Consider the following 25,967-nt stretch of genomic DNA (forward strand, 5'->3'; position numbering starts at 1 on the left):
CGTCTTTCTGCGCACCCAATGCACGCTTAAGATGTGAACTATTCATCCCCACATCTTTCGAGCGCAGACTCTTCGTTAACCAATCCCCGCTAAATCTGGGTCTCAACGAAGGTCTTTTAACGGAATCGGATTCGCCGCTGCCATGGCTCGTCTCCGAAAACCACATGTGGGGGTAAAATGAGTAAGACACATCTGTCAGTTTGGGTGCTTCCCAGAAGCGCACGCCCGGCCACCTCGCGGTCCGAGCGTATCAAGGCGCGTGCCGGGGCCTTCATCCTCGCCTCCTGCAAAGATGCGGACCTCGCGCTGATTCCGCCGCCGTCCGGCAATCTGAACCGCCGTATCTGGCCGCATACGTCGCCCAACGGCCCAACCCTGAAGATCCGCGCCTGACAGCGCCCTAGAAGGCCTCAGCCGCTCTCTCTGCGCCCCCGTGCGCCTCCCCTACGCTTCTGTGCGCCCTAGGGCAGCGCAGGCGGCACATCCACCGCTGGGGCGCTGGGTTTGATGTCCAAAAGCGGTGTGCCGTCAAAACAGTCGATGGCATCAATGCCAATCCTGCCCGCCGTGAGATCCAGTGATGTGATCCGCACCGCCGCCAGTGAAATCGGATTGGGGCGGTTGGGAGAGCGCAGCGCAAATGTGCCCTGTGCCTCCGGTTTGTGACGCGGCCGCTGGGTGATCAGATCGCGCCGCGCCTGATGCATCCAGTAAAACAGCAAAATCCCATCCCCCACAGACAGCCCGGTCAGACCTTCCGCGAATCCCGGCTCCAGCGTGATTGACGCCCCCTGCCCGCTTTCCCGGGCGCGGGTGACATTCTTGGGGCAATCGCCGCGCTGCCACGGGGTGTGGATGCGCCCAATGAAGCGCAGCTCGGCATCCACACGCTCCAGCGGATCAAATCCCAGCTGGCTTTCACCGTCACGCAGTTCAGGCAGGCTCTCAGGCAGGGTTTCAGACATGGTGCTCTCCTTGGATCTTGGCGCTCATCCTGCCCAAGACCTCAGAGAGGCGCCATAAAAAAGCGCCGCTCGATGGCGGCGCTTTCAAAGTGTGTTTCTGGCGTTTAGACGATCTCGCCTTCAAGCCCTTCGGTGGAGAGCCCCTCAAGCCTTGGCATGAGGCTCAGAAGTTCCTGCGTGTAGGCCTGCTGCGGGCTGGCAAAGAGGGTTTCGGTGTCTGCCACCTCCACCATCTGCCCCTGACGCATCACGCCCACACGGTCACACATCTGGCGCACCACCGGCAGGTCGTGGCTGATGAAGAGCATGGTCAGGCCCAGATGCTCCTGAAGATCCTTCAGAATGTTCAGGATCTGCGCCTGAATGGACACGTCCAGCGCCGAGGTTGGCTCGTCACAGATCAGGAAGCGCGGCTGGGTGGCCAGCGCACGGGCAATCGAGATCCGCTGGCGCTGACCGCCGGAGAACTCATGCGGGTATTTGCGCCCCGCTTCAAAGCCAAGCCCCACGCGCTCCAGAAGCTCATCCACGCGGTGCTGAATGGCATCGCCTTCCAGCAGTTTGTGGTGGCGCACCGGCTCCGCGATGATCTCATCCACCCGCATGCGCGGGTTGAGGCTTGAGAAAGGATCCTGAAAGATCATCTGGATCTGACGGCGATAGCTTTCCAGATCCTTGGCGGTCTTGAGGCTGGTGACATCCTGATCGTCAAAGAAGATCTTGCCGCCATTGGTCTGATAAAGCGTGGCAATCATCCGCGCGACGGTGGATTTGCCCGAGCCGCTTTCGCCCACGATGCCAAAGACCTCCCCTTCGCGGATGTCAAAGCTGACCTTGTCCACGGCGGTGAAGTATTTGCGACGGGATGGAATGATCGACCCGCTTTGCAGGAAGGTTTTGGTCAGCCCTTCGACCTTCAGCAATGTGCCGGATTTGGTCGGCTCCGGGCGCTTCCAGTTGCGCGCCAGATCTTCGATCTCAAAGGTGATCTGACGCCCCCCGTAGGAGAGCTGCGGGAAGCGGTGCACCTTCAGCGTGGGGCGTGGCACTGCGGCGATGAGCGACTTGGTGTACTCATGCTGGGGCGCGCCCAGCACCTGCTCGGTGGTGCCGCTTTCCACTACCTCACCCTGATACATCACGGTCACCTTGTCGGTGGTGTCCGCGATCACACCCATGTCGTGGGTGATCAGGATCACGCCGGTCTGACGCTCCCGCGCGAGCTCCTTGATCAGCTCAAGGATCTGCGCCTGAATGGAAACGTCGAGCGCCGTGGTGGGCTCATCCGCGATGATCACATCCGGCTCTGAACACAGCGCAAGCGCAATCACCACCCGCTGGCGCATGCCGCCGGAGAACTGGTGCGGATATTGATTGATGCGCTCGCTCGGGTTGGGGATGCCCACCCGATCGAGGAGCTCAATCGCGCGCGCCTTGCTGTCTGCATCGGAAAGCTTGAGGTGGAACTGGATGGTTTCCACCAATTGCTGGCCAACGGTCAGAAGCGGGTTCAGCGAGGTCAGCGGATCCTGAAAGATCATGGAGATCTTGGCTCCGCGCAGGGCGCGCATGCCCTCGGCATCCCGCCCACTGATCGCCTCGCCTTTGAAGCTGACCGTGCCGCCCGCGATGTGGCCGGGACGTTCCAGCAAGCCCATCACCGCTGCACCGATGGTGGATTTACCGGCACCGGATTCGCCGACGAGCCCGTGGATTTCGCCGGGCTCCACCGCGAGGTTGGCTTTGTTCACCGCCACAAAGAGCTTGCGACGGGTCGGGAAGTGGACCGAGAGGCCCTCGATATCAAGAAGTGTATCGCTCATCACTGCAGCCTCGGGTTCAATGCATCACGCAGCCAGTCGCCCAGCAGGTTCACAGACAGCGCCAGCGCCAGAAGCGTGGCGGAGGGGAAGAGGATGATCCACCACTCGCCGGAGAACAGGAACTGTTGCCCGATGCGGATCAGCGTGCCCAGCGACGGTTGGGTTGGCGGCGCGCCCACACCCAGGAAGGACAGCGTCGCCTCTGCGATGATGGCCAGTGCGAGAGAGATCGTTGCGATCACCAGCACTGGAGACAACACATTAGGCAGAATGTGACGCAGCATGATGATGCCACGGCCGCGGCCAATCATACGTGCGGCCTGCACATATTCCTTGTCTTTCTCCACCAGCGTTGCGCCACGCACCACGCGCGCGAACTGCACCCAGTCAGACAGGCCAATCGCGAGGATCAGCACCCAGATCGCCATCGTGTCCTGATGCTCAATCGGCGTGATGCCCTTGGCGATACCAAAGATCAGCATCGCCACCAGAATGGCGGGGAAGGTCAGCTGCACATCTGCGGCGCGCATGATTATGGTTTCGACCCAGCCGCCCACATAGCCGGCAATCAGGCCCAGCGTGATGCCCAGCACCATGGCAAAGAGCACAGCAGAGAAGCCCACAAACAGCGAAATCCGCATGCCATAGAGGATGGTGGAGAACACATCGCGCCCCTGATCATCGGTGCCCAGCCAGAAGGTGTCTCCGGTGAAATCATTGGGCGCCATCGGCGCGGTGAAACCGTTCATCAGATCCAGCGAGGCGGGATCAAACGGGTCATAAGGCGCAATCAGCGGGGCGAAGATGGCGCTCAGCACCAAGAGCATCACCACAAGGAAAGACACCACAGCCACCGGCGAGCGGCGGAAGTTGTAAGCGAAGTCGCTGTCCCAGGCTTTGGCCAGTCGGGACTGCGGCGCGGTTGAGGTTTGGTCAGACATCAGTGCGCCCCCTTACCATCCGTGCGCAGGCGCGGATCAATTGCAAAATAAAGAAGGTCAACGATCAGGTTGATGGCCACAAACATCACCGAGATCAGCATGAGGTAGGCCGCCATCACCGGGATGTCGACAAACTGGATCGCGTTGATGAACAGCAGGCCAACACCGGGCCACTGGAAGACCGTTTCGGTGATGATCGCAAAGGCGATGATCGAGCCAAGCTGCAGACCTGTGACGGTGATCACCGGCACCAGCGTGTTTTTCAGCGCATGGCGGAAGTTCACCGTGCGCGCCTTCAGGCCGCGGGCGCGAGCAAAGCGCACATAGTCCTGTCGCAGCACTTCCAGCATCTCAGAGCGCACCAGACGCATGATCAGCGTCATCTGATAAAGCCCCAGCGTGATCGCGGGCAGAATGATGGCTTTCAGGCCTGTGGCGGTCAAAAGGCCGGTGCTCCACCACCCTATTTTCACGACATCCCCACGCCCGAAGGACGGCAGCCAGCCAAGCTCCACCGAGAAGAGATAGATCAGCAGAATACCGATCAGGAAGGTGGGCAGCGAAACCCCGATCAGCGAGACCGACATGATCGCATTGGCCATGAACCCGTCGCGCCGAATGGCGGTGAACACGCCCAATCCAATGCCGATGGAGATCGCCAGAAAGCCGCTCACAGCCGCCAGCTCCAGCGTGGCAGGCGCGCGCTCCAGAAGGATCTCCCCCACGGGGCGGCCCTGACGATAGCTCACGCCAAAATCGCCCTGCACGGCCCCTTCGAGGAATTTGTAATATTGCACGGGGAATGGCTCATCCAACCCCAGTTCCGCCCGCAGGCGGGAGATGTCGGCGTCCGTGCGTTCCTGACCCAGCATGTTGTCGATGGGATCACCGACAAAACGGAACATGCTGAAAGCAACAAGCCCCACGATCAGAAGCACAAGCGCGGACTGTAACACTCGTTTAATGACATACGTCAGCATCACTGCGTCCCTTTGTTTTTATGGGGGTTCCTTGCGCCCTTCTTCAGATGGGGTCAAGCAAAGCAAATGAGGCGTCGGAGTGTTGCCCGACGCCTCATTTTTCAGCAGTTTTATTGCACGTTTACCCAGCGCAGAATAAAGAAGTTATCCGGCCGTTGGGTCAGCGTGACGTTGTCGCGCGCGCCCCAAACCAGAGGTTGCACATACATCGGCACATAGGCGGTTTCGTCCTGCAGAATCTTGGCTGATTCATCGAGCATCATCTGGCGTTTGCCGTCATCAATCTCCGATTGGATCATCGGCAGAAGCTCATCAATGCGGGCGTTGGAGTAGCCGCCGAAGTTCCAGCTGCCGAGCTTCTTCTCCGCATTTGGCGTGGAGGCCAGGAAGCGAATCGGATGCTCTGCATCAAAGGTGCCCGGGGACCAGCCCAAGAGATACATGTCAAAGTTATCGGCGCGCAGCTCCGGCCAGTAGTTCTGCACCGGCATGGCGTCAAGTTGCGCCGTCACACCCACTTTGGCCAGCATCGAGGTCACCGCCTGACAAACCGCCTCATCGTTCAGATAGCGGTTGTTGGGGCATTTCAGACCAAACTCAAAGCCGTCCGCATAGCCCGCTTCTGCGAGCAGCGCCTTGGCACCGTCCACGTCAAAGGCCGGACGTTCCGAGTTGGCGCCGGAGAAGCCGCGCATGGCCGGGCTCACAAGCTGGCTGGCAGGTTCGGCATTGCCGCGCATGATGGTTTGCAGAATCGCGTCCACATTCACCGCTTTGGCCACGGCTTCGCGCACGCGCGCATCTTTGAACGGGTTGGGCTTGCCCGCATCCGCGCCGTATTTCAGCTCGTCCGCATCCTGCGCAAAGCCCAGCATGATCACGCGGGCTTCGATGCCCTGAATGATCTGCACACCGTCCTGCCCCTGAAGACGCGCGGCGTCCTGAATGGGCACAGGGTTGATCATGTCGACCTCGCCAGACAGCAGCGCGGCCACGGCGGTGGCGGCATTCTGGATCGGGGTGAATTCCGCTTTGGTGATGTTGTGGGTGGCCTCGTCCCACCAGCCATCATGGGGTGCCAGCTCGGTGCGCAGACCGGGCTCACGCGCGGTGACCTTGAAGGCCCCGGTGCCATTGGCGTTCAGCGTGGCGTAGTTGCCGTTTTCCTTGTCAGGCAGCGCGGCGCTGTTGGCCTCCGCCCAGCCTTTGTCCATGATCATCCAGTTGGCGATGCTGTCCGGGAAGATCGGATTGGGCGCGCTGGTCAGGATGTCGACGGTGTAGTCATCCACCACTTTGACCTCAGACACAGGTGCAAACCAGCTGCGGGTGTCAGACACTTCGCTGGAAGCGCGCTGATAGGAGAACAGCACATCCTCAGCGTCAAAGCTCGCGCCGTCATGGAAGGTCACCCCTTCGCGCAGATGGAAGCGCCAGCCTGCGCCCTCGCCAATCGGCTCCCAGCTGGTGGCCAGCGCCGGTTGCACCGACATATCCTTGTCGCGCCGCACAAGCCCTTCATAAACATTGTTTAGAAAGCCCAGAACCGGCGCGGAGTTCACCGCATGCGGGTCCATGGTTTGCGGGTCGGTTGTGCCCGCCCATTTAAAAGTCTCGGCCATAGCAGGCGCAGCGCAGACCGCCGCAGCCAGAGCCGCTGAAAAGACGCGTTTCATAATAGTCCCCTGTTTTTCCTCTCGCCTTACACCAGCGAGCCTGTTTGGAAGTCTCACCCCAGAGCGGGTGTGAAAGCAAGAGGGCAGCGAAATTTATGAACTTGTTAAATCGAGAAAAACCCGCAATCCGCGCGGGCGCGCAAACAGGAGGCAGCGGGCTGAATGGAGCCGGTCATGCACGCGCAAAAGCAAAAGGGGGCGCCAAATGGCACCCCCTTCCGTGTCAACAATCAGAAGGACTGATTATTCGACGATTTTGGACACAACACCGGAACCAACGGTGCGGCCGCCTTCACGGATCGCGAAGCGCAGGCCGGCTTCCATTGCGATCGGTGCGATCAGCTCAACGTTGAACTTCAGGTTGTCGCCAGGCATCACCATCTCGGTGCCCGCTGGCAGTTCAACAGTGCCGGTCACGTCAGTTGTACGGAAGTAGAACTGTGGACGGTAGTTCGCGAAGAACGGGGTGTGACGGCCACCTTCATCCTTGGTCAGGATGTAGGCTTCTGCTTCGAACTTGGTGTGTGGGTTCACGGAACCTGGCTTACACAGAACCTGGCCACGCTCAACCGCTTCACGGTCAACACCACGCAGCAGCGCGCCGATGTTGTCGCCCGCTTCACCGGAGTCCAGCAGCTTGCGGAACATTTCAACACCGGTACAGGTGGTTTTCTGAGTGTCTTTGATGCCAACGATTTCGATTTCGTCGCCAACGTTGATCACGCCACGCTCAACACGGCCGGTCACAACAGTACCACGGCCAGAGATCGAGAACACGTCTTCGATTGGCATCAGGAACGGCTCGTCAACCGCACGTGGTGGCTGTGGGATGTACTCGTCAACAGCCGCCATCAGCTCTGCGATTTTCTCGGAACCGATGTTGGCGTCGCGGTCTTCCAGAGCCGCCAGAGCGGAACCTGCGATCACAGGGATGTCGTCGCCTGGGAATTCGTACTCAGACAGCAGCTCGCGGATTTCCATTTCCACCAGCTCGAGCAGTTCTTCGTCGTCAACCTGGTCCACTTTGTTCATGAAAACAACCATGGCAGGGATGCCAACCTGGCGGCCCAGCAGGATGTGCTCACGGGTCTGTGGCATTGGGCCGTCTGCTGCGTTCACAACCAGGATCGCGCCGTCCATCTGCGCCGCACCGGTGATCATGTTTTTCACGTAGTCAGCGTGGCCTGGGCAGTCAACGTGTGCGTAGTGACGTGCTTCGGTTTCATATTCCACGTGCGCGGTGGAGATGGTGATGCCACGTGCTTTTTCTTCTGGCGCGCCGTCGATTTCGTCGTACGCTTTGAAGTCACCAAACTGTTTGGTGATCGCGGCGGTCAGCGTGGTTTTGCCGTGGTCAACGTGACCAATGGTGCCGATGTTGCAGTGCGGTTTACTGCGCTCAAACTTTTCCTTAGCCATGATGGCCTCCTTGATGTTGAGAAGGGAAGCGGGCAGCCCGCTTCCCAAATTTCGTTATGCGTATTTCGCTTGGATCTCGTCGGAGATGTTCTGCGGAACCGGATCGTAGTGGTCGAACTGCATGGTGAACTGGGCACGGCCGGAAGACATCGAACGCAGGTTGTTGATGTAACCGAACATGTTGGCCAGAGGCACAAATGCGTCGATCGCCACGGCGTTGCCGCGAGGCTCCTGACCGGACACCTGACCACGACGGGAGGTGAGGTCACCAATGATGCCACCGGTGTATTCTTCCGGTGTGATCACTTCCACTTTCATGATCGGCTCAAGCAGTTTCGCGCCGGCCAGTTTCATGCCTTCGCGCATTGCCATACGAGCTGCGATTTCAAAGGCCAGAACGCTGGAGTCCACGTCGTGGAACTTACCGTCGATCAGAGCAACCTTGAAGTCGATCACAGGGAAGCCAGCCAGAGGACCGGAGTCCATGACGGACTGAATGCCCTTTTCAACACCCGGGATGTATTCCTTCGGAACAGCACCACCAACGATGCGGCTTTCGAAAGAGTAGCCCTCACCCGCTTCAGTCGGCATGATTTCCATTTTGACTTCAGCGTACTGACCGGAACCACCGGACTGTTTCTTGTGGGTGTAGGTGTGCTCGATCGCCTTGGAGATCGTTTCACGGTATGCCACCTGCGGCGCACCGATGTTGGCCTCAACCTTGAACTCACGCTTCAGACGATCCACGAGGATGTCCAGGTGAAGTTCGCCCATGCCCTTCATGATGGTCTGACCGGACTCGATGTCGGTCTCAACGCGGAAGGATGGGTCTTCGGCTGCCAGACGCTGCAGACCCTGAGACATTTTCTCTTGGTCAGCTTTGGTCTTTGGCTCAACAGCGATTTCGATCACCGGATCCGGGAAGGTCATGGTTTCCAGAACCACCGGATCGTTGGTCGCGCAGAGCGTGTCACCGGTTGTGGTGTCTTTCAGACCCGCCAGAGCGATGATGTCACCTGCGAATGCTTCGGTGATTTCTTCGCGGTTGTTGGAGTGCATCATCATCATACGACCGATGCGCTCTTTCTTACCTTTGGTGGAGTTGAGGAGCGTGTCGCCCTTGTTCAACTGACCGGAGTAGATCCGGGTAAAGGTCAGGGAGCCAACAAACGGGTCGTTCATGATTTTGAACGCCAGGCCGGAGAACGCCATGTCGTCGTCTGCACGACGCGCGATGTTACGCTCTTCGGTTTCGTCACCCGGTGCAAAGCCCATGTAATCCACAACGTCCAGTGGGGACGGCAGGTAGTCGATCACAGCGTTAAGCAGAGGCTGAACACCTTTGTTCTTGAACGCAGAACCGCCCAGAACCGGAACGAAAGACAGAGACAGAGTGCCTTTGCGCAGCAGTTTGCGCAGGGTTGGCACGTCAGGCTCTTCGCCTTCCAGATAGGCTTCCATGGCATCGTCGTCTTGCTCGACGGCGTTCTCGATCATCTTGCCGCGCCATTCGTCGGCCAGATCTTTGAGTTCGTCGCGAATAGGTGCCTTGATCCAGGACGCGCCCAGATCTTCACCCTGCCACAGCCACTCTTCCATGGTGACCAGGTCAACCAGGCCTTCCAGCTCGGTTTCTGCACCGATTGGGAAAGCGATTGGAACAGCGGTTGCACCGGTGCGGTCTTCAATCATGTTCACACAGTTGAAGAAGTCAGCGCCGATTTTGTCCATCTTGTTGACGAACACCATACGCGGAACCTTGTAGCGGTCAGCCTGACGCCACACGGTTTCGGTCTGGGGTTCAACGCCGGCGTTGGCGTCCAGAACACAGACAGCACCGTCGAGAACCGCCAGAGAACGTTCAACTTCGATGGTGAAGTCAACGTGGCCTGGGGTGTCGATGATGTTCAGACGGTGCTTTGGAGTATCCGCGGTTTGGCCATCTTCGGTGCGCTCCCAGAAAGTGGTCGTCGCAGCGGAGGTGATGGTGATACCACGTTCCTGCTCCTGCTCCATCCAGTCCATGGTGGCTGCACCGTCGTGCACCTCACCGATGTTGTGGGATTTGCCGGTGTAATACAGGATGCGCTCGGAACAGGTGGTTTTACCTGCGTCGATGTGCGCCATGATACCGAAGTTACGGTAATGTTCGAGCGTATATTCGCGTGCCATTGGTCTAATGTCCTCTGGGCTTTACCAACGATAATGGCTGAAGGCTTTGTTAGCTTCTGCCATCTTGTGAGTGTCTTCGCGCTTCTTAACGGCGGTACCGCGGGAGTTCACGGCATCCAGAAGTTCACCGGCCAGGCGTTCTTCCATGGTGTTTTCGTTGCGGCCACGCGCAGCACCAATCAGCCAACGGATGGCCAGGGCTTCGCGGCGCTCAGGGCGCACTTCGACCGGAACCTGATAGGTGGCACCACCCACACGGCGGGAGCGAACCTCAACCGATGGTTTGATGTTGTCGAGTGCTTCGTGGAACACTTCAACAGGGGCGCGCTTCACCTTGTTTTCAACGCGGTCCAGCGCGTTGTAAACGATCTTTTCGGCAACAGATTTCTTGCCGTCGATCATCAGGTTGTTCATGAATTTGCTCAGGACCTTGTCGCCAAATTTGGCGTCAGGCAGAATCTCGCGTTTTTCGGCGGCGTGACGACGTGACATATCAGCCTCTCCTTCTTACTTAGGACGCTTCGCGCCGTACTTCGAACGACGTTGCTTACGGTCTTTGACGCCTTGGGTATCCAGAACACCACGCAGGATGTGATAGCGGACACCCGGAAGGTCTTTTACACGGCCGCCACGGATCAGAACCACGGAGTGTTCCTGAAGGTTGTGGCTTTCACCTGGGATGTAAGAGATCACTTCGTAACCGTTGGTCAGGCGCACCTTCGCAACTTTACGCATAGCGGAGTTCGGTTTCTTAGGCGTGGTGGTGTACACACGTGTACATACGCCGCGCTTCTGAGGGCACTGCTCCAGGTGCTGTGACTTGGAGCGCTTGATTTTAGGCTGACGCGGTTTGCGGATCAGCTGCTGAATCGTTGGCATAGGGTCTCTTTCCTATTGCTTCCATTATGCGCGGGGCGAGCCCCACACGGTTTTCGTTTTTTCTGCACATGATGTTGCCACATGCGCAAAAACCGCATTCGTTCCCATTCCGAGGCGAACGACGCGGTGGAGTCTCAGAGGTTGCGGCCTTCAAAGTAGACCGGAACTTGACCACTACAGGTATGAAACGGCTTTGGGCACACTGCTCCCATTGCCGGATGAGCGCGCGTATATTGGGAGTCGGAGCACTTGTCAACAGCTGCCCCCTGTTGCGCTGGCCCGCCGCTGCTGCCAAGGTGCGGCCAGCAGGAAATAAGGCGCGTAAGATGCACAGCAAAGACATGCAGGTGATTGGCCTGTGCCGGTTTTCATACCCGGCTTTGGGCGGGTTTCAAGTGGAACATGAGAGCATCGAGGACCGCATTGCCTTTCTCTATCAGGAGCACCGGCTGGAGGAGCGCTTCAAGCTGTTTGAGGCCATCGCCCTGCCCTGTCTCCGGGAACAGACCGATCAGAATTTTGAGCTGATCGTGGTGATCGGTGACAGCCTGCCCAAGCACCACAAAGAACGGCTGCATGACATCACCGCCGACCTGCCGCAGGTCCGCATTGAGGCCCATCCGCCCAAACCGCACCGCCCGCTGATGAAAGAAATCATCAACCGCGCGCGCAAGGACATGAAAGCGCCCTGCCTGCAGTTCCGCCATGACGATGATGACGCCATCTCGGTGGATTTCTTTGAACGGCTGCGCGCGGCGGTGGACGATGTGCCGGGGCTGTTGCGCGACAATGCCACCGTGGCCTTTGATTGGAACCGGGGCTACATCGCAGAGATGAGTGCGGCTGGCATTGCCGCCACCGACACGGTGCGCAACCTCTATGTGGCCGCGCTTGGCATGTATGTGCGCGGCGGTGTCTCCCACACCATCATGAACTTTCGCCACGGCATCATGAACCAGCATATGCCGACGGTCTCTTTCACCGACGCGCCTATGTGGCTGCGCACCCACAACGGTTATAACGACAGCCGCCAGAAGAAGGTGAAACCGGTGCCGGTGGAACCGCTCAGCGCCGCGCAGGAAGAAGAGTACCGCCTGCGCTTTGCGGTGGATGCGGATCAGGTGCGCGCGCTTTTTGCCTGAGACAGACGCCGCCCGCGGATCAAGGTGAAGACCCCGGCGGCCACCACAATCGCGGCCCCGGTCAGGGTGATCGGATCAGGCCAGTCGCCAAAGACCACATAGCCGAGCATCAGCGCCCACAGCAGGCTGCTGTATCGGAAAGGCGCAATGAAGCTGATCTCGCCCACGCGCATCACCAGCACCGAGAACAGATAACCGCCGAGAATGAATACCGCCGCCCCGGTGAGCAGTATCCACTGGCGCAGATCCATCGCCACCCAGTCAGAGCCAAGGCTCGCCACCCCGGCAAAGAGCATCACCCCAAGGGAGGCCACAAGGGTCACGGTCAATGAGGGCACATCAGAGGACATCTTGCGTGTCGCCAGATCGCGCAGCGTGACAAACCCCACCGCCACCAGCGCATACAGTGCGTATTGGTCAAACCCATCCGGCCCGGGGCGCACAATCAGCAGCATCCCGCAAAAGCCAGCCACGATGGCCGAGGCCCGTCGCCAGCCGACCGCTTCGCCAAAAAACAGCGCCCCGCCTAGGGTCACGGTCAGCGGCAGGATCTGCAGAACCGCCGTCACATTGGCAATCGGCATGTGATAAAGCGCGGTGATAAAGAAATAGGCCGCCCCGATTTCAGAGACCGTGCGCAGCGCCACCAGCCCCCAGTCATGGCGCGACAGCTGCCAGCGCAGTTTGCCAAGCGATTTGGCCAGCAGATAGATCAGCGCACTGGCAACCACACCGCGCAGAAACAACATCTGAAACAGCGGCACATCCGGCCCCAGCGACTTCACCATGGTGTCGTTGAACGTAAAGGCCGCCATGGAGCACATCATCAGAAGCGCGCCCTTGGTGTTGTCTGACATTGCCATGGACCGCCCTCCCCGTTTAGCAACCGCGCGACGTTAGGGCCGAGCGCGGGATTTGCCAACCCCGGGTTTCCTTTTGCCGCAAATATCCTCGCCGAAGGCAAAAGGGCCCCCGGCTTCATGCCGGGGGCCCTTTTTAAATTGTCATTCAGTCTGAGAGGTCTCAGTCGAAGTCGCGGCTTTCCGGTGTTTCCACCAGACCGCTGTCAAACACGTCCTCGGCGGTCACATCATCGGTTGGCGCGGCCAGACGTGCGGCGGCTTCTGCCTCCTCACGGCGGGCTTCGATCACCACATTGTCGCGCTCAGACGCGATGCGGCGCACCTTCTGAGTGGCCCCACCGGTACCGGCCGGGATCAGACGACCAACGATGACGTTCTCTTTCAGGCCGACCAGCTTGTCTTTCTTACCTTGGACAGAGGCCTCGGTGAGAACACGGGTGGTCTCCTGGAACGATGCCGCGGAGATGAAGGAACGGGTCTGCAGCGACGCTTTGGTGATACCCAGCAGGATCGGCTCACCCTGAGCAGGACGACGGCCTTCGGCCAGTGCCTTCTCGTTGGCGGCGTCAAACTCGGCCTTCTCAACGTGCTCGCCTTTGAGCAGCGTGGTTTCACCAGAGTCCTGGATCTCCCACTTCTGCAGCATCTGGCGCACAATCACCTCGATGTGCTTGTCGTTGATCTTCACACCCTGCAGTCGATACACGTCCTGCACTTCGTCGATCATGTAGTCCGCCAGCGCTTCAACACCCATGATGGAGAGGATGTCGTGCGGTGCCGGGTTACCGTCCATGATGTAGTCACCCTTCTGCACGAAGTCGCCTTCCTGCACCGGGATGTGTTTGCCCTTGGGCACCATGTATTCCACGGTTTCCTGGCCTTCATCAGAGGGCTCGATCGCGATGCGGCGCTTGTTCTTGTAGTCGCGGCCAAAGCGCACGTAACCATCGATTTCCGCGATGATTGCGTGGTCTTTCGGACGACGCGCTTCAAAGAGTTCGGCCACACGAGGCAGACCACCGGTGATGTCCTTGGTCTTGGCGCCTTCACGCGGGATACGCGCGACAACGTCACCGGCCTGAACGTCCTGACCGTCTTCGACAGACAGGATGGCGTCCACGGACATCGGGTAGTGTACCGGGTTGCCAGCATCGTTGCGCACAGGCTCACCATCCGCGTCCACAAGGATCACTTCCGGCTTGAGCTCGTTGCCCTTCGGTGCGGCGCGCCAGTCAGACACGATCTTCTGGGTCATACCGGTTGCGTCATCGGTTTCGTCACGCACCGACAGGCCGGTGATGAGGTCAACGAACTTCGCCTTACCATCTTTCTCCGCGAGGATCGGGAGGGTGTATGGATCCCATTCAAACAGCTTCTCGCCGCGGGCGATGACCTGACCGTCCTTGACGAACAGCTTGGAGCCGTAACCCACTTTGTGGTTTGCGCGCTCGTCGCCGTCTTCGCCCTGAATGATCAGCTTCATGTTGCGGCCCATCACCAGAGCTTCGCCTTTGGCGTTCTCAAGGATGTTGGCGTTTTCAAAGACGATCGTGCCTTCCTGGCTGGCTTCGAGGAAGGACTGCTGACCACCCTGCGCAACACCGCCGATGTGGAAGGTCCGCATCGTCAGCTGTGTACCAGGTTCACCAATCGACTGCGCCGCGATGATGCCGACGGCCTCACCGGTGTTGACCATGGTACCGCGTGCGAGGTCACGGCCATAGCACATGGCACAGACGCCCTCTTCGGCCTCACAGGTCAGCGGGCTACGGATGCGGGCGTTCTGAACACCGGCTTCGTCGATGGAGTCCGCCATGCGTTCGTCGATCAGCTGACCATGGGCCACCAGCACCTCATCGGTGCCCGGCTTCATGATGTCCTCTGCCGCAACACGGCCCAGAACACGCTCTGCCAGCGAAGACACAACCTCACCGTCGTTCACAGCCGCTTCGGCGTTGATCGCTGTGTCAGTGCCACAGTCGTGCATACGCACGATGCAGTCCTGCGCAACGTCCACCAGACGACGGGTCAGGTAACCCGAGTTCGCCGTCTTAAGCGCCGTATCAGACAGACCCTTACGGGCACCGTGGGTGGAGTTGAAGTACTCCAGAACGGTCAGGCCTTCTTTAAAGTTCGAGATAATCGGGGTCTCGATGATGTCCCCGTTCGGCTTCGCCATCAGGCCGCGCATCCCGCCCAGCTGCTTCATCTGCGTGACCGAGCCACGCGCACCGGAGTGCGCCATCATGTAAACGGAGTTTGGTTCCGCTTCGGCACCGCCCTCTTCGGTCTTCGCCGCGGAGATGGTGTTCATCATCGCGTCGGTGACTTTGTCGTTACACTTTGACCACGCATCGACAACTTTGTTGTACTTTTCGCCCTGAGTGATCAGGCCGTCCATGTACTGCTGTTCGAAGTCTTTCACCTGATCACGGGTGTCGTCCACGATGGTCCACTTGTTGTCGGGGATCACCATGTCGTCTTTACCAAACGAGATGCCCGCCTTGAACGCTTCACGGAAGCCCATGGTCATGATCTGGTCACAGAAGATGACGGACTCTTTCTGACCGCAGTAGCGGTAGACGGTGTCAATCACGTTCTGCACGTCTTTCTTACGCAGAAGCTTGTTCACCAGCTCAAACGGCGCCTTGTTGTTCTGCGGCAGAAGCGCACCCAGACGCACACGGCCCGGGGTGGTTTCAAATCGCTGAACAACTTCCAGACCGTTCTCGTCGATCTGCGGGATACGGGCGTGGATCTTGGCGTGCAGGTGAACCGCACCGGAATCCAGCGCGTATTGCACTTCCTCGATGGAGGAGAAGACCATGCCTTCACCCTTCATGCCTTCACGCATGATGGTGGTGTAGTAGAGGCCCAAGATCATATCCTGAGAAGGCACGATGATCGGTGCACCGTTGGCCGGCGACAGAACGTTGTTCGTGGACATCATCAGAACACGCGCTTCCAGCTGTGCCTCAAGGCTCAGCGGCACGTGAACAGCCATCTGGTCCCCGTCAAAGTCCGCGTTAAACGCAGAACATACAAGCGGGTGCAGCTGGATGGCCTTACCTTCGATCAGAACCGGCTCAAACGCCTGGATGCCAAGACGGTGCAGCGTTGGCGCACGGTTCAGCATGACAGGGTGTTCGCGGATCACCTCATCCAGAATATCCCAAACTTCGGGACGCTCTTTTTCCACCAGTTTCTTGGCCTGCTTCACAGTGGAGGACAGACCTTTGGCTTCCAGACGGGAGTAGATGAACGGCTTGAACAGCTCGAGCGCCATCTTCTTGGGAAGACCACACTGATGCAGCTTGAGTTCCGGACCGGTCACAATCACCGAACGGCCAGAGAAGTCGACGCGCTTACCCAAAAGGTTCTGACGGAAACGACCCTGCTTACCTTTCAGCATGTCAGAGAGCGATTTCAGCGGACGCTTGTTGGCGCCGGTGATCACGCGGCCACGGCGGCCGTTGTCAAACAGCGCATCCACGGATTCCTGCAGCATACGCTTTTCGTTACGTACGATGATGTCAGGCGCACGCAGTTCGATCAGACGCTTCAGACGGTTGTTCCGGTTGATCACACGACGGTAGAGGTCGTTGAGGTCAGAGGTCGCAAAGCGGCCACCGTCCAGCGGCACCAGCGGGCGCAGCTCTGGCGGGATCACAGGGATCACGGTCAGGATCATCCATTCCGGACGGTTGCCGGACTCGATGAAGCTCTCAACCACTTTCAGACGCTTGATGATCTTCTTGGGCTTCAGCTCACCGGTGGCTTCGGCCAGATCAGCGCGCAGCTGGTCGGCTTCGGCTTCCAGATCGATCTGCGCCAGCATCTCACGGATCGCTTCAGCACCGATGTTGGCGGTGAAAGCGTCCATGCCGTATGCGTCCTGCGCATCCATGTACTCTTCTTCGGTCAGCATCTGGCCGTATTGCAGATCGGTCAGACCCGGCTCGATGACAACGTAGTTTTCAAAGTACAGCACACGTTCCAGATCACGCAGGGTCATGTCCAGCATCAGGCCGATGCGGGATGGCAGCGATTTCAGGAACCAGATGTGTGCCACTGGCGCGGCCAGCTCGATGTGGCCCATACGCTCACGGCGCACTTTCTGAAGGGTAACTTCGACACCACATTTCTCGCAGACAACGCCGCGATACTTCATGCGCTTATATTTGCCGCAAAGACATTCGTAGTCTTTGATCGGGCCAAAGATACGCGCACAGAACAGGCCGTCACGCTCTGGCTTGAACGTACGGTAGTTGATGGTTTCCGGCTTTTTGATCTCACCGTAGGACCACGACAGGATCCGCTCTGGAGACGCGAGAGACACTTTGATCTCGTCAAACGCCTTTTGCGGTGTCAGCGGGTTGAACGGATTGTTCGTCAATTCTTGGTTCATTTTGGTACCTCAAAGGTTAGAGGGTGCAGAGGGGACGGTGCGCAGAAACTGCGCACCCTACGTAGGGTGTGCCCTGAGGGCGCACCGTTACTCATCCACCTCCGTATCCAAGAGTTCCATATTCAGGCCGAGGCCACGGACTTCCTTGACCAGAACGTTGAACGATTCTGGGACGCCCGCTTCAAAGTTGTCCTCGCCCTTGACGATGCTTTCGTAGACCTTGGTCCGGCCTGCCACGTCATCCGACTTAACGGTGAGCATTTCCTGCAGGGTGTAGGCGGCGCCGTAAGCTTCCAGAGCCCAGACCTCCATTTCCCCGAAGCGCTGACCACCAAACTGTGCCTTACCACCCAGCGGCTGCTGTGTGACGAGGGAGTATGGGCCAGTGGAACGCGCGTGGATTTTGTCGTCCACCAGGTGGTGCAGTTTCAGCAGGTACTTGATGCCTACGGTCACCGGACGCGCAAACTGTTCACCGGTACGGCCGTCAAACAGGATGGACTGACCGCTTTCAGAGAAGCCAGCACGCACCAGAGCGTCATTCACGTCACCTTCTTTGGCGCCGTCAAAGACCGGGGTCGCGATTGGAACACCACGGGTCACATTGCCCGCCGCTTCCAGAAGCTGACCTTCGTCCATGCCAGCGATGCCTTCTTCATAGACATCTTCGCCATAAGCCAGACGCATCATTTCGCGAACCGGTGTCAGGTCGCCGGAGCGGCGGTATTCCTGAACCGCGTCGTCGATCTTCAGACCAAGGCCACGTGCGGCCCAACCCATGTGGGTTTCAAGGATCTGACCAACGTTCATACGCGAAGGCACACCCAGTGGGTTCAGACAGAAGTCAACCGGCGTACCGTCTGCGAGGAACGGCATGTCTTCCATAGGCACAACCTTGGAAATAACACCTTTGTTCCCGTGACGACCGGCCATCTTATCGCCCGGCTGAAGCTTACGCTTCACAGCGATGAAGACTTTGACCATCTTCATCACACCCGGTGGCAGATCGTCGCCACGACGGACTTTCTCGACCTTGTCCTCAAAGCGGTGCTCAAGCGCACGCTTCTGGATCTCGTACTGCTCGTTCAGAGCCTCAACGATCTGTGCGTCGGCCTCATCTTCAAGCGCCAGCTGCCACCACTGACCACGGCTCAGGCTTGCCAGCAGTTCCTCGGTGATTTCCGAGTTTGCTTTCACACCACGTGGGCCTTTCACAGCCACTTTGCCGAGGATCATGTCTTTCAGACGGGCATAGATGTTACGATCCAGGATCGCGAGTTCGTCGTCACGGTCACGCGCCAGACGTTCGATCTCTTCACGCTCGATCTGCAGTGCACGCTCGTCTTTTTCCACACCGTGGCGGTTGAAGACGCGCACTTCCACAACAGTACCGAAGTCACCCGGCTTCACGCGCAGCGAGGTGTCACGCACGTCGGAAGCTTTCTCACCGAAGATGGCACGCAGAAGCTTTTCTTCCGGAGTCATCGGGCTTTCGCCCTTAGGTGTGATCTTACCAACGAGAATGTCGCCCGGCTCAACGTCCGCACCGATGTAAACGATGCCGGCCTCATCGAGGTTGCGCAGCGCTTCTTCACCGACGTTTGGAATGTCGCGGGTGATCTCTTCTGGACCAAGCTTGGTGTCACGTGCGGCGACTTCGAATTCTTCGATGTGAACCGAAGTAAACACGTCGTCACGCGCGATGCGCTCGGAGATCAGGATGGAGTCTTCGTAGTTGTAGCCGTTCCAAGGCATAAACGCGACGACCACGTTTTTACCAAGCGCCAGTTCACCGATATCGGTGGACGGACCGTCAGCAATCACCTCGCCCTTCGCAACCGTGTCGCCCACTTTCACCAGCGGACGCTGGTTGATGCAGGTGTTCTGGTTGGAGCGCTGGAACTTGCGCAGACGGTAGATGTCCACGCCCGCGTCGCCCAGCTCCAGATCGGAGGTGGCACGGATCACGATACGCTGTGCATCCACTTGGTCGATGATACCCGCACGCTTGGCCTGAATGGCCGCGCCGGAGTCGATCGCCACTTTTTCCTCGATACCGGTACCCACCAGCGGTGCCTCAGCACGCAGCAGCGGAACCGCCTGACGTTGCATGTTCGAGCCCATCAGAGCGCGGTTGGCGTCGTCGTTTTCAAGGAACGGAATGAGCGAGGCCGCCACAGACACCAGCTGTTTCGGGCTCACGTCGATCAGGTCGACGTTTTCCGAAGCTGCCAGCGTGTATTCGCCGGCCTGACGGGTGTTGACGAATTCGTTCACGAATTTGCCGTTCTCATCCAGCGCCGCGTTTGCCTGAGCAACGGTGTGACGCTGCTCTTCGGTTGCGGACATGTAGCTCACATCGTCGGAGACCACACCGTTCTCAACCTTGCGGTAAGGCGTTTCGATGAAACCGTATTTGTTCACGCGGGCAAAGGTTGCCAGCGAGTTGATCAGACCAATGTTTGGACCTTCCGGCGTTTCAATCGGGCACATACGACCGTAGTGGGTCGCGTGCACGTCGCGCACCTCAAAGCCAGCACGCTCACGGGTCAGACCGCCTGGGCCCAACGCGGAGAGACGACGCTTGTGGGTCACCTCGGACAGCGGGTTGGTTTGGTCCATGAACTGCGACAGCTGCGAGGAGCCGAAGAATTCACGCACAGCCGCTGCGGCCGGTTTGGCGTTGATCAGGTCTTGCGGCATCACAGTGTCGATCTCAACAGAGCTCATACGCTCTTTGATCGCACGTTCCATGCGCAGCAGGCCAACGCGGTACTGGTTTTCCATCAGCTCGCCAACGGAACGCACACGACGGTTGCCGAGGTGGTCGATGTCGTCCACGTCGCCTTTGCCGTCACGCAGCTCAACCAGCGCCTTGATGCAGGAGATGATGTCTTGCTTGCGCAGGGTGCGCTGGGTGTCTTCTGCATCCAGAGCCAGACGCATGTTCATCTTCACACGGCCAACCGCGGAGAGGTCATAACGCTCTGAATCAAAGAACAGGGTGTCAAACAGCGCGCTTGCCGCTTCAACGGTGGGTGGCTCACCCGGGCGCATCACGCGGTAGATGTCCATAAGCGCGGTGTCGCGGCTCATGTTCTTGTCTGCCGCCATGGTGTTGCGCATGTATGGGCCAACATTCACGTTGTCGATGTCGAGCACCGGAATGTCGGTGAAGCCCGCGTCGATCAGGTCTTTCAGAGACCCGCCGATCAGATCGCCGTCTTTGTCATATTCCAGCGTCAGCTCATCACCGGCTTCAACATAGATCGCACCGGTTTCTTCGTTGATGATGTCCTCAGCAACAAATTTGCCCACGATGTGGTCAAACGGCACGAGCAGCTCGGTGATGGTGCCTTCGTCGATGATCTTCTTGACCGCGCGCGGGGTGACTTTCTTGCCTGCTTCACAGATCACTTCGCCGGTTGCGGCGTCGATCAGATCCATCGCAGGGCGGGTGCCACGCACACGCTCAGGGAAGAACTTGGTGACCCAACCTTTGTTCTTCTCCAGCTTGAAGTTCACCGTGTCAAAATAGGCATCCATGATGCCTTCCTGGTCCAGACCCAGCGCATACAGCAGGGTGGTCACAGGCAGCTTACGGCGGCGGTCGATACGGGCGTAGACGATGTCTTTGGCGTCAAACTCAAAGTCCAGCCAGCTGCCGCGGTAGGGAATGATGCGGCAGGCAAACAGCAGTTTGCCCGAGGAGTGGGTTTTGCCTTTGTCGTGGTCAAAGAACACACCAGGGGAGCGGTGCATCTGAGACACGATCACGCGCTCGGTGCCGTTCACCACAAAGGTGCCGTTCTGGGTCATCAGAGGCATGTCGCCCATGAAGACGTCTTGTTCTTTGATGTCTTTGACGGATTTCGCGCCGGTATCTTCGTCGATATCAAACACGATCAGACGCAGAGTGACCTTCAGCGGCGCGCTGTAGGTCATGTCACGCTGCTGACATTCCTCAACATCGTACTTCGGCTTTTCCAGCTCGTAGTTCACGAATTCCAGAATGCTGGTTTCGTTGAAATCTTTGATCGGGAATACCGACTGAAACACGCCCATGATGCCTTCGCCAGCGGTTGGCTGCGGTGCATCACCGGATTTCAGGAAAAGATCATATGAGGATTTCTGAACCTCGATCAGGTTCGGCATCTCCAGCACTTCGCGGATCTTGCCGTAATATTTGCGCAAACGTTTCTGGCCAAGAAAGCTTTGAGCCATGACTATCGTCACCTTTCATTTCTCACCGAACGCAAGTGCCGTCGGGTCCCCGGCACCACGCCCATACGAGACGGTCAAGATCTGGACAATTCCCGGCCCCCGTCCCAAAGGGAGCCTCCCGTTCCAAACCCTGCCTTGGAAAACCTCTCATGTGCGCCTAGATCGCACCCCGAGAGGCTTACCAAGCCGGGGCTATTCGTCGATTTTTAAGGTCCGTGTAGTAACTTCCGTCAGTCTGATCTGATCGCGGGGTTTGCCGCCCCTATGCCCTGCCCTAGCTGTTTATTCGCCATTCTGTCCGCGCCACTCCGGCCACAACGTGTCCGCATAGGGCAAAAGCGGCCCCGAATCGCTCGAAACCGCAAGAGACTACCGAATAGTGAATCGCCCGTGCCTTTGCAACCCCTCAGGGCTTGACATTTGGACAAAGGCCTCCGCCCGACCTGAGTGTCGCGCCCGAGACCGGGCGCGACACTCTATGGGATCGCTGCGTAGCTTACCCTCAAATCCCGCGTCACACCATCGCGATGATGCGGGCCGGGCCGCCGGTGCCGCCTGCAAACTTTGGCGCGCCGATAAAGACGGTAGCGCCCGAGGCTGGCAGCTTGTCGAGATTGGCCATGTTCTCGATGCCAAACCGGTTTGACGGCAGCCAAGCATAATGAGTGGCAAAATCTGCTGAATTGCCGGGATCCAGCGACAGGGTGTCCACCGCCAGCGAGGCCGCGCCGGTCTCCTCCATCAGCATCTGCGCCGCCTCTACGTGAAAGCCCGGATAGTGCTGGGCCTGCCCGTCAAAATTGCGGAATTTCTCCGTGGTCACATGTGCGCCCCAACCCGAATGCATCGCCACACAGGCCCCGTCCGGGATATCCCCATGCGCAGAAATCCAGGCCTTCAGATCATCCGGCGTCACCGTGGTATCCGCATCCTCCGCCGCGCGCGCGGCGATATCCACCACACAGATCGGTGCGATCAGATTTTCCACGGGGATTTCATCGACCGAATTGCCATCCGCGGAAAAATGCAGCGGTGCGTCGATATGGGTGCCGGTGTGCTCGTTGATCGTGAGGTTGAGCAGGTTGAAGCCATCCTTGGCAAACTTGAAGACCTGCTCCGCCGCAAAGCCCGGCTCCCCGCCCCAGGTGGGAAACTCCGGTGACAGGCTGTAGGTCAGATCGGTGATGCCCCCGTGATTATGCGCCCGCACCGGGGCTGCGCTGGTGGCCCCGACAGCGGCAACCGCCCCTGCTGCCGCGCCCGCGCGGAAGAACTCCCGCCGCGACAGCATTTTGCCTTTGACCGCATTGATCACACATATATCGCACATTCCGCCGCTCCTTTTTGTGGCTGTATTCTCCGTCTTTTCTTGCGTCTCTTTTGGAATTTCCCAGCAGCGTCAGCGAAGTGGCGGCAAAAAACAAGGGACTGACACAATCGTGTTTGCGAGGCGGCACCGCCCAAACGCAAAACAGGCGCCCCGAAGGACGCCTGCCAAAAGCTTGCGATAATGCGCAGGATCAGCTGTTCGCAGCGATCAGCTGCTGTGCCACCAAATCGTGGTCGAGCCATAGTACCGGACCATCCGCATTGCTGGATGCGCCAAAGATCAAAGCGCCGGTCGCGCTCACCACATGGGCGCTCAGCACGTCACTCACCAGCTCTTTGCGGTTCTTATGCAGCGCCACGATGTCAGCGGATGTGCCCACGGTCATTTCGACCTGCTCCGGGCTGTTCTGCATTGGCCAGGCTTCAAAGTTATAGAAGGACTGCATCACAGGGTTCTGCTGATAGGCCCCAACTGTCTCCAGAATGGCTTCCAGTGTTTCGCCCTCTTTGAGCAGCGCCTGACATTCATCCCAGACACCCTGCACCCAGTCGCCACCGCCTTCTTTGCGGTAAGCTTCCAGCAGCGGCACCAGCGACAGCTCGATTCCGGCAAACACGTCAGAGGAGTTGGTGCGGATTTCAGGGCAGTTGAACACGGTCGCCTTCACGCCCTGCTCCCAAGCCTTCTGCGCAAACGCTTCCAGGTTCATCTTGGCATAGCCCTGCGTGTAGCTGGTGTAGGTCTGCCACTGATAGGCACCATCAATCAGAACACGGGTGCCGTGGTAGCCATATGCGGAGTAACGCACCTGCCCACCGCCTGCTTCGATCTTGCTGCGCAGCGCGGCACTTTGCTCAAGCAGGTGGCCAAAGCTGTTGGCGGTCACCTCGTCAAAGTTCTGCAGGATCAGCTTGCCCAGATCGCTGTCCATCAGCGCCTGAGACGGCATGTGGCGTGCGCCACGGCCTTTGTAGATGCGGTTGGCAATCGCCAGAAACGCTTTTGCGCGCGGAATGCCGCCCGCCATGGTGTGGGCAAAGAACACGTTCTTGCCCTCAGGGATCAGACCTTCCAGCTCTGCCATCACGCGGCCAAGCGCCTCGGTGAAACGTGCGGTGCCGATCTCGCGGCAGGCGTCCACTTTCGCCCAGTCGAGCTTGTACTCCTGCCAGTTGTCCAGCGTCATGTCGCCCAGCATGTCGGTCGGGGTCTCGCCACCGGCAGGAGCGTCCATGTCAAAGCCCGCCATCAGCGGAATGTTGATGATCTTGCCGCCGAGGTTCTCCTCCGCCGCTGCGTGCTCCTCATCGGTCAGCGCCCGCAGCGCGCCGTCATCTTCGCGGCGCCCCACGGTGATGCCGATCACATCCATGCCAGCAGCCTTCGCCGCCTCGATCAGACCCGTCGCATAGCCGCGCCCGAAGAGTTCACCAAACAGGACGAAAACATCGCCCGCGCCAAAAACTGTATTCTCAGGAAGTGCCGTCAGGGGAATGGAGTGTTTCATAGTCGACTTCTTATCTGTGGCCCCAAAAGCAGAACGGGGGCCAGGTTTGCTGCTTGGCGCTGTTTTTGACAGGCGCTCTCGGTTCTGTGATTGCCCATTGTGCGCCTGATGGCAACCGCTAGATGGCCAAAGCCAAGGGATTAACGCCTTATGAATGGCAACCGCAACAGGTTGCCCAAACGAAAACAGGCGCCCCGAATGGGACGCCTGCAGCAAATCGGTGAAAAAACCGAATTACTTAACTTCGACTTCAGCGCCAGCTGCTTCCAGCTTGCCTTTGATGTCTTCGGCTTCGTCCTTGGACACGCCTTCTTTAACTGCTTTGCCGCCAGCTTCGACCAGCTCTTTGGCTTCTTTCAGGCCCAGGCCTGTGATGCCGCGAACTTCTTTGATGACGTTGATTTTCGATGCGCCTGCGGATTTCAGGATCACGTCGAATTCAGTCTTCTCTTCTTCAGCTGCGCCACCGGCGTCGCCGCCAGCTGCTGCCATTACAACCGCGCCACCGGCGGCTGGTTCGATGCCATACTCGTCTTTGAGGATGGTTTTCAGTTCTTGTGCTTCCAGCAGGGTCAGACCCACGATGCTTTCTGCGAGTGCTTTCAGATCAGCCATTTTAGACTCTTTCCGTTATCAGATATGTGTTCCAACGTTGGGCATTCACCCTACGCGGTTCAAAAAGTTGCTTACGCAGCCTCTGCCTTTTCCTCGATGGTAGACAGGATGGATGCGATGTTCGAAGCAGGTGCGCCAATTGCACCGGCGATGCTGGAAGCAGGTGCGCCGAGCATGCCAGCGATCTGAGCGATAAGCTCGTCGCGGGAAGGCATTTTCGACACGGCTTCAACACCGGCACGGTCCAGAGCGTTCTCGCCCATTGCACCGCCAAGGATTTCGAACTTCTTGTTCGTCTTGGCGAAGTCCTCGGCCACTTTGGCGGCTGCCACAGGGTCCTCGGAATAGGTCAGAACGGTCATACCCGACAGAAGGTCACCCATGCTCTCGCATGGTTTGCCTTCCAGGGCGATCTTGGCGAGCCTGTTCTTGGCGACACGTACTGCACCACCCGCGTCACGCGCACGTGCGCGCAGGTCTTGCATGTCAGCAACCGTGAGACCCGCGTAGTGGGCAACCACTACAACGCCAGAGCTTTCAAAGATCTGGCCGAGTTCCTCGACCACCTTCTCTTTTTGTGCTCTATCCACAGTTTTACTCCAAATATGGGGCTTGCACCCCGGCTCAGTTTTGCACACCGCAAAGCGGCATGCGTTTAGGTCCAAACAAAGGGTTGGGAACCAAGATCGCCGAAGCGCCCGGAAAGGGCCTTCTTAGAATTCTTGTCTCTTACCCCATCTCGGGAAGGAATTATTCAGGCGTATGCCGGAACCCTCCGTCTTGGACAGGCCACCCCAGAAGAATCGCTGACGCGACACCCCAAGGCGGGCAAGCGGGCTTTTAGAAGGGGCGCGCGGGTTTGTCCACAGGAAAGTTAGGGGGCGCCATTGCTGCACGTTTCTCACCCGGTTTTCAGCGAAGCCCGCGCAGCACATGTACCCAATCAAAACTGCGCGCAAAGCGAAAAATGAAATTTCTGGTCGCACCCCGAACTCTTCGCTCACACCCCGCCACAACCTATGA

At 58.6% G+C, this 25,967-nt stretch carries 18 protein-coding genes; 2 read left to right on the plus strand and 16 right to left on the minus strand.

The features are described 5' to 3' along the window. Positions 1-177: 177 nt before the first annotated feature. Entirely contained in the window at positions 178-393 is a 216-nt protein-coding gene (locus ACO07T_RS05915) for a hypothetical protein (RefSeq protein WP_209065947.1), read from the plus strand. 68 nt (positions 394-461) lie between these two features. On the opposite strand, the gene ACO07T_RS05920 is transcribed toward ACO07T_RS05915, so the two are convergent. The 9 genes from ACO07T_RS05920 to rpsL form a co-directional block, all read right to left on the minus strand. Continuing rightward, positions 462-965, minus strand: a complete 504-nt coding sequence (locus ACO07T_RS05920) for an SAM-dependent methyltransferase (RefSeq protein WP_422048658.1) — start codon at positions 963-965, stop codon at positions 462-464. A gap of 104 nt (positions 966-1,069) precedes the next feature. After that, positions 1,070-2,788: an ABC transporter ATP-binding protein gene (locus ACO07T_RS05925; protein ID WP_422048659.1), complete on the minus strand. Its 1,719-nt coding sequence runs from the start codon at positions 2,786-2,788 to the stop codon at positions 1,070-1,072. Then, positions 2,788-3,729, minus strand: a complete 942-nt coding sequence (locus ACO07T_RS05930) for an ABC transporter permease (RefSeq protein WP_209081500.1) — start codon at positions 3,727-3,729, stop codon at positions 2,788-2,790. Before ACO07T_RS05930 ends, ACO07T_RS05925 begins: the two co-directional genes overlap by 1 nt. After that, entirely contained in the window at positions 3,729-4,709 is a 981-nt protein-coding gene (locus tag ACO07T_RS05935) for an ABC transporter permease (protein ID WP_209081502.1), read from the minus strand. The genes ACO07T_RS05930 and ACO07T_RS05935 overlap by 1 nt, the downstream gene beginning before the upstream one ends. A gap of 110 nt (positions 4,710-4,819) precedes the next feature. Beyond that, complete coding sequence (locus ACO07T_RS05940) at positions 4,820-6,385, minus strand: ABC transporter substrate-binding protein (protein ID WP_422048660.1); 1,566 nt, start codon at positions 6,383-6,385, stop codon at positions 4,820-4,822. 243 nt (positions 6,386-6,628) lie between these two features. Continuing rightward, positions 6,629-7,804 carry an elongation factor Tu gene (tuf, locus tag ACO07T_RS05945; RefSeq protein ID WP_271310292.1) on the minus strand — a complete coding sequence of 392 codons (1,176 nt, stop codon included), beginning with the start codon at positions 7,802-7,804 and terminating at the stop codon, positions 6,629-6,631. A 54-nt stretch (positions 7,805-7,858) separates the two neighbouring features. Next, positions 7,859-9,976 (minus strand): elongation factor G, encoded by a 2,118-nt coding sequence (gene fusA, locus ACO07T_RS05950; RefSeq protein WP_422048661.1) that lies wholly within the window; start codon positions 9,974-9,976, stop codon positions 7,859-7,861. Between the two features lie 21 nt (positions 9,977-9,997). Continuing rightward, a complete protein-coding gene (rpsG, locus tag ACO07T_RS05955; protein ID WP_132861092.1) occupies positions 9,998-10,468 on the minus strand; it encodes a 30S ribosomal protein S7 in 471 nt (156 codons plus the stop codon). Between the two features lie 15 nt (positions 10,469-10,483). Next, positions 10,484-10,855 carry a 30S ribosomal protein S12 gene (rpsL, locus tag ACO07T_RS05960; RefSeq protein WP_054000841.1) on the minus strand — a complete coding sequence of 124 codons (372 nt, stop codon included), beginning with the start codon at positions 10,853-10,855 and terminating at the stop codon, positions 10,484-10,486. Between the two features lie 341 nt (positions 10,856-11,196). Here rpsL and ACO07T_RS05965 point away from each other — a divergent pair, with 341 nt between their 5' ends. Continuing rightward, positions 11,197-11,997 (plus strand): putative rhamnosyl transferase, encoded by an 801-nt coding sequence (locus ACO07T_RS05965; protein WP_422048939.1) that lies wholly within the window; start codon positions 11,197-11,199, stop codon positions 11,995-11,997. On the opposite strand, the gene ACO07T_RS05970 is transcribed toward ACO07T_RS05965, so the two are convergent. The 7 genes from ACO07T_RS05970 to rplJ all read right to left on the minus strand — a co-directional run bounded on the left by ACO07T_RS05970 (position 11,973) and on the right by rplJ (position 25,534). Then, positions 11,973-12,854 carry a DMT family transporter gene (locus tag ACO07T_RS05970; RefSeq protein ID WP_422048940.1) on the minus strand — a complete coding sequence of 294 codons (882 nt, stop codon included), beginning with the start codon at positions 12,852-12,854 and terminating at the stop codon, positions 11,973-11,975. The genes ACO07T_RS05965 and ACO07T_RS05970 overlap by 25 nt on opposite strands. Before the next feature lie 166 nt (positions 12,855-13,020). After that, positions 13,021-17,268, minus strand: coding sequence for a DNA-directed RNA polymerase subunit beta' (gene rpoC, locus ACO07T_RS05975; RefSeq protein ID WP_422048662.1), 4,248 nt, complete (start codon positions 17,266-17,268; stop codon positions 13,021-13,023). A gap of 87 nt (positions 17,269-17,355) precedes the next feature. After that, complete coding sequence (gene rpoB, locus ACO07T_RS05980) at positions 17,356-21,492, minus strand: DNA-directed RNA polymerase subunit beta (protein ID WP_422048663.1); 4,137 nt, start codon at positions 21,490-21,492, stop codon at positions 17,356-17,358. 514 nt (positions 21,493-22,006) lie between these two features. After that, positions 22,007-22,822, minus strand: coding sequence for a cyclase family protein (locus ACO07T_RS05985; protein WP_422048664.1), 816 nt, complete (start codon positions 22,820-22,822; stop codon positions 22,007-22,009). A gap of 190 nt (positions 22,823-23,012) precedes the next feature. Continuing rightward, the gene (locus tag ACO07T_RS05990) at positions 23,013-24,329 is read right to left on the minus strand and encodes an enoyl ACP reductase FabMG family protein (RefSeq protein WP_422048665.1); all 1,317 of its coding nucleotides are present in this window, start codon (positions 24,327-24,329) and stop codon (positions 23,013-23,015) included. A 234-nt stretch (positions 24,330-24,563) separates the two neighbouring features. After that, a complete protein-coding gene (gene rplL / locus ACO07T_RS05995) occupies positions 24,564-24,944 on the minus strand; it encodes a 50S ribosomal protein L7/L12 (protein ID WP_209065891.1) in 381 nt (126 codons plus the stop codon). A 71-nt stretch (positions 24,945-25,015) separates the two neighbouring features. Next, positions 25,016-25,534, minus strand: coding sequence for a 50S ribosomal protein L10 (gene rplJ / locus ACO07T_RS06000; protein WP_058239829.1), 519 nt, complete (start codon positions 25,532-25,534; stop codon positions 25,016-25,018). Positions 25,535-25,967: the final 433 nt, after the last annotated feature.

The organism is Shimia sp. (assembly GCF_965227725.1).
Classification (GTDB): Bacteria; Pseudomonadota; Alphaproteobacteria; order Rhodobacterales; family Rhodobacteraceae; genus Shimia.

Excerpts from the sequence above, each read along its gene's own strand:
- ACO07T_RS05915 (WP_209065947.1), top strand. The coding sequence starts at position 178 with ATGAGTAAGACACATCTGTCAGTTTGGGTGCTTCCCAGAAGCGCACGC.
- ACO07T_RS05920 (WP_422048658.1), bottom strand. The coding sequence starts at position 965 with ATGTCTGAAACCCTGCCTGAGAGCCTGCCTGAACTGCGTGACGGTGAA.
- ACO07T_RS05925 (WP_422048659.1), bottom strand. The coding sequence starts at position 2,788 with ATGAGCGATACACTTCTTGATATCGAGGGCCTCTCGGTCCACTTCCCG.
- ACO07T_RS05930 (WP_209081500.1), bottom strand. The coding sequence starts at position 3,729 with ATGTCTGACCAAACCTCAACCGCGCCGCAGTCCCGACTGGCCAAAGCC.
- ACO07T_RS05935 (WP_209081502.1), bottom strand. The coding sequence starts at position 4,709 with ATGCTGACGTATGTCATTAAACGAGTGTTACAGTCCGCGCTTGTGCTT.
- ACO07T_RS05940 (WP_422048660.1), bottom strand. The coding sequence starts at position 6,385 with ATGAAACGCGTCTTTTCAGCGGCTCTGGCTGCGGCGGTCTGCGCTGCG.
- tuf (WP_271310292.1), bottom strand. The coding sequence starts at position 7,804 with ATGGCTAAGGAAAAGTTTGAGCGCAGTAAACCGCACTGCAACATCGGC.
- fusA (WP_422048661.1), bottom strand. The coding sequence starts at position 9,976 with ATGGCACGCGAATATACGCTCGAACATTACCGTAACTTCGGTATCATG.
- rpsG (WP_132861092.1), bottom strand. The coding sequence starts at position 10,468 with ATGTCACGTCGTCACGCCGCCGAAAAACGCGAGATTCTGCCTGACGCC.
- rpsL (WP_054000841.1), bottom strand. The coding sequence starts at position 10,855 with ATGCCAACGATTCAGCAGCTGATCCGCAAACCGCGTCAGCCTAAAATC.
- ACO07T_RS05965 (WP_422048939.1), top strand. The coding sequence starts at position 11,197 with ATGCAGGTGATTGGCCTGTGCCGGTTTTCATACCCGGCTTTGGGCGGG.
- ACO07T_RS05970 (WP_422048940.1), bottom strand. The coding sequence starts at position 12,854 with ATGTCAGACAACACCAAGGGCGCGCTTCTGATGATGTGCTCCATGGCG.
- rpoC (WP_422048662.1), bottom strand. The coding sequence starts at position 17,268 with ATGAACCAAGAATTGACGAACAATCCGTTCAACCCGCTGACACCGCAA.
- rpoB (WP_422048663.1), bottom strand. The coding sequence starts at position 21,492 with ATGGCTCAAAGCTTTCTTGGCCAGAAACGTTTGCGCAAATATTACGGC.
- ACO07T_RS05985 (WP_422048664.1), bottom strand. The coding sequence starts at position 22,822 with ATGTGCGATATATGTGTGATCAATGCGGTCAAAGGCAAAATGCTGTCG.
- ACO07T_RS05990 (WP_422048665.1), bottom strand. The coding sequence starts at position 24,329 with ATGAAACACTCCATTCCCCTGACGGCACTTCCTGAGAATACAGTTTTT.
- rplL (WP_209065891.1), bottom strand. The coding sequence starts at position 24,944 with ATGGCTGATCTGAAAGCACTCGCAGAAAGCATCGTGGGTCTGACCCTG.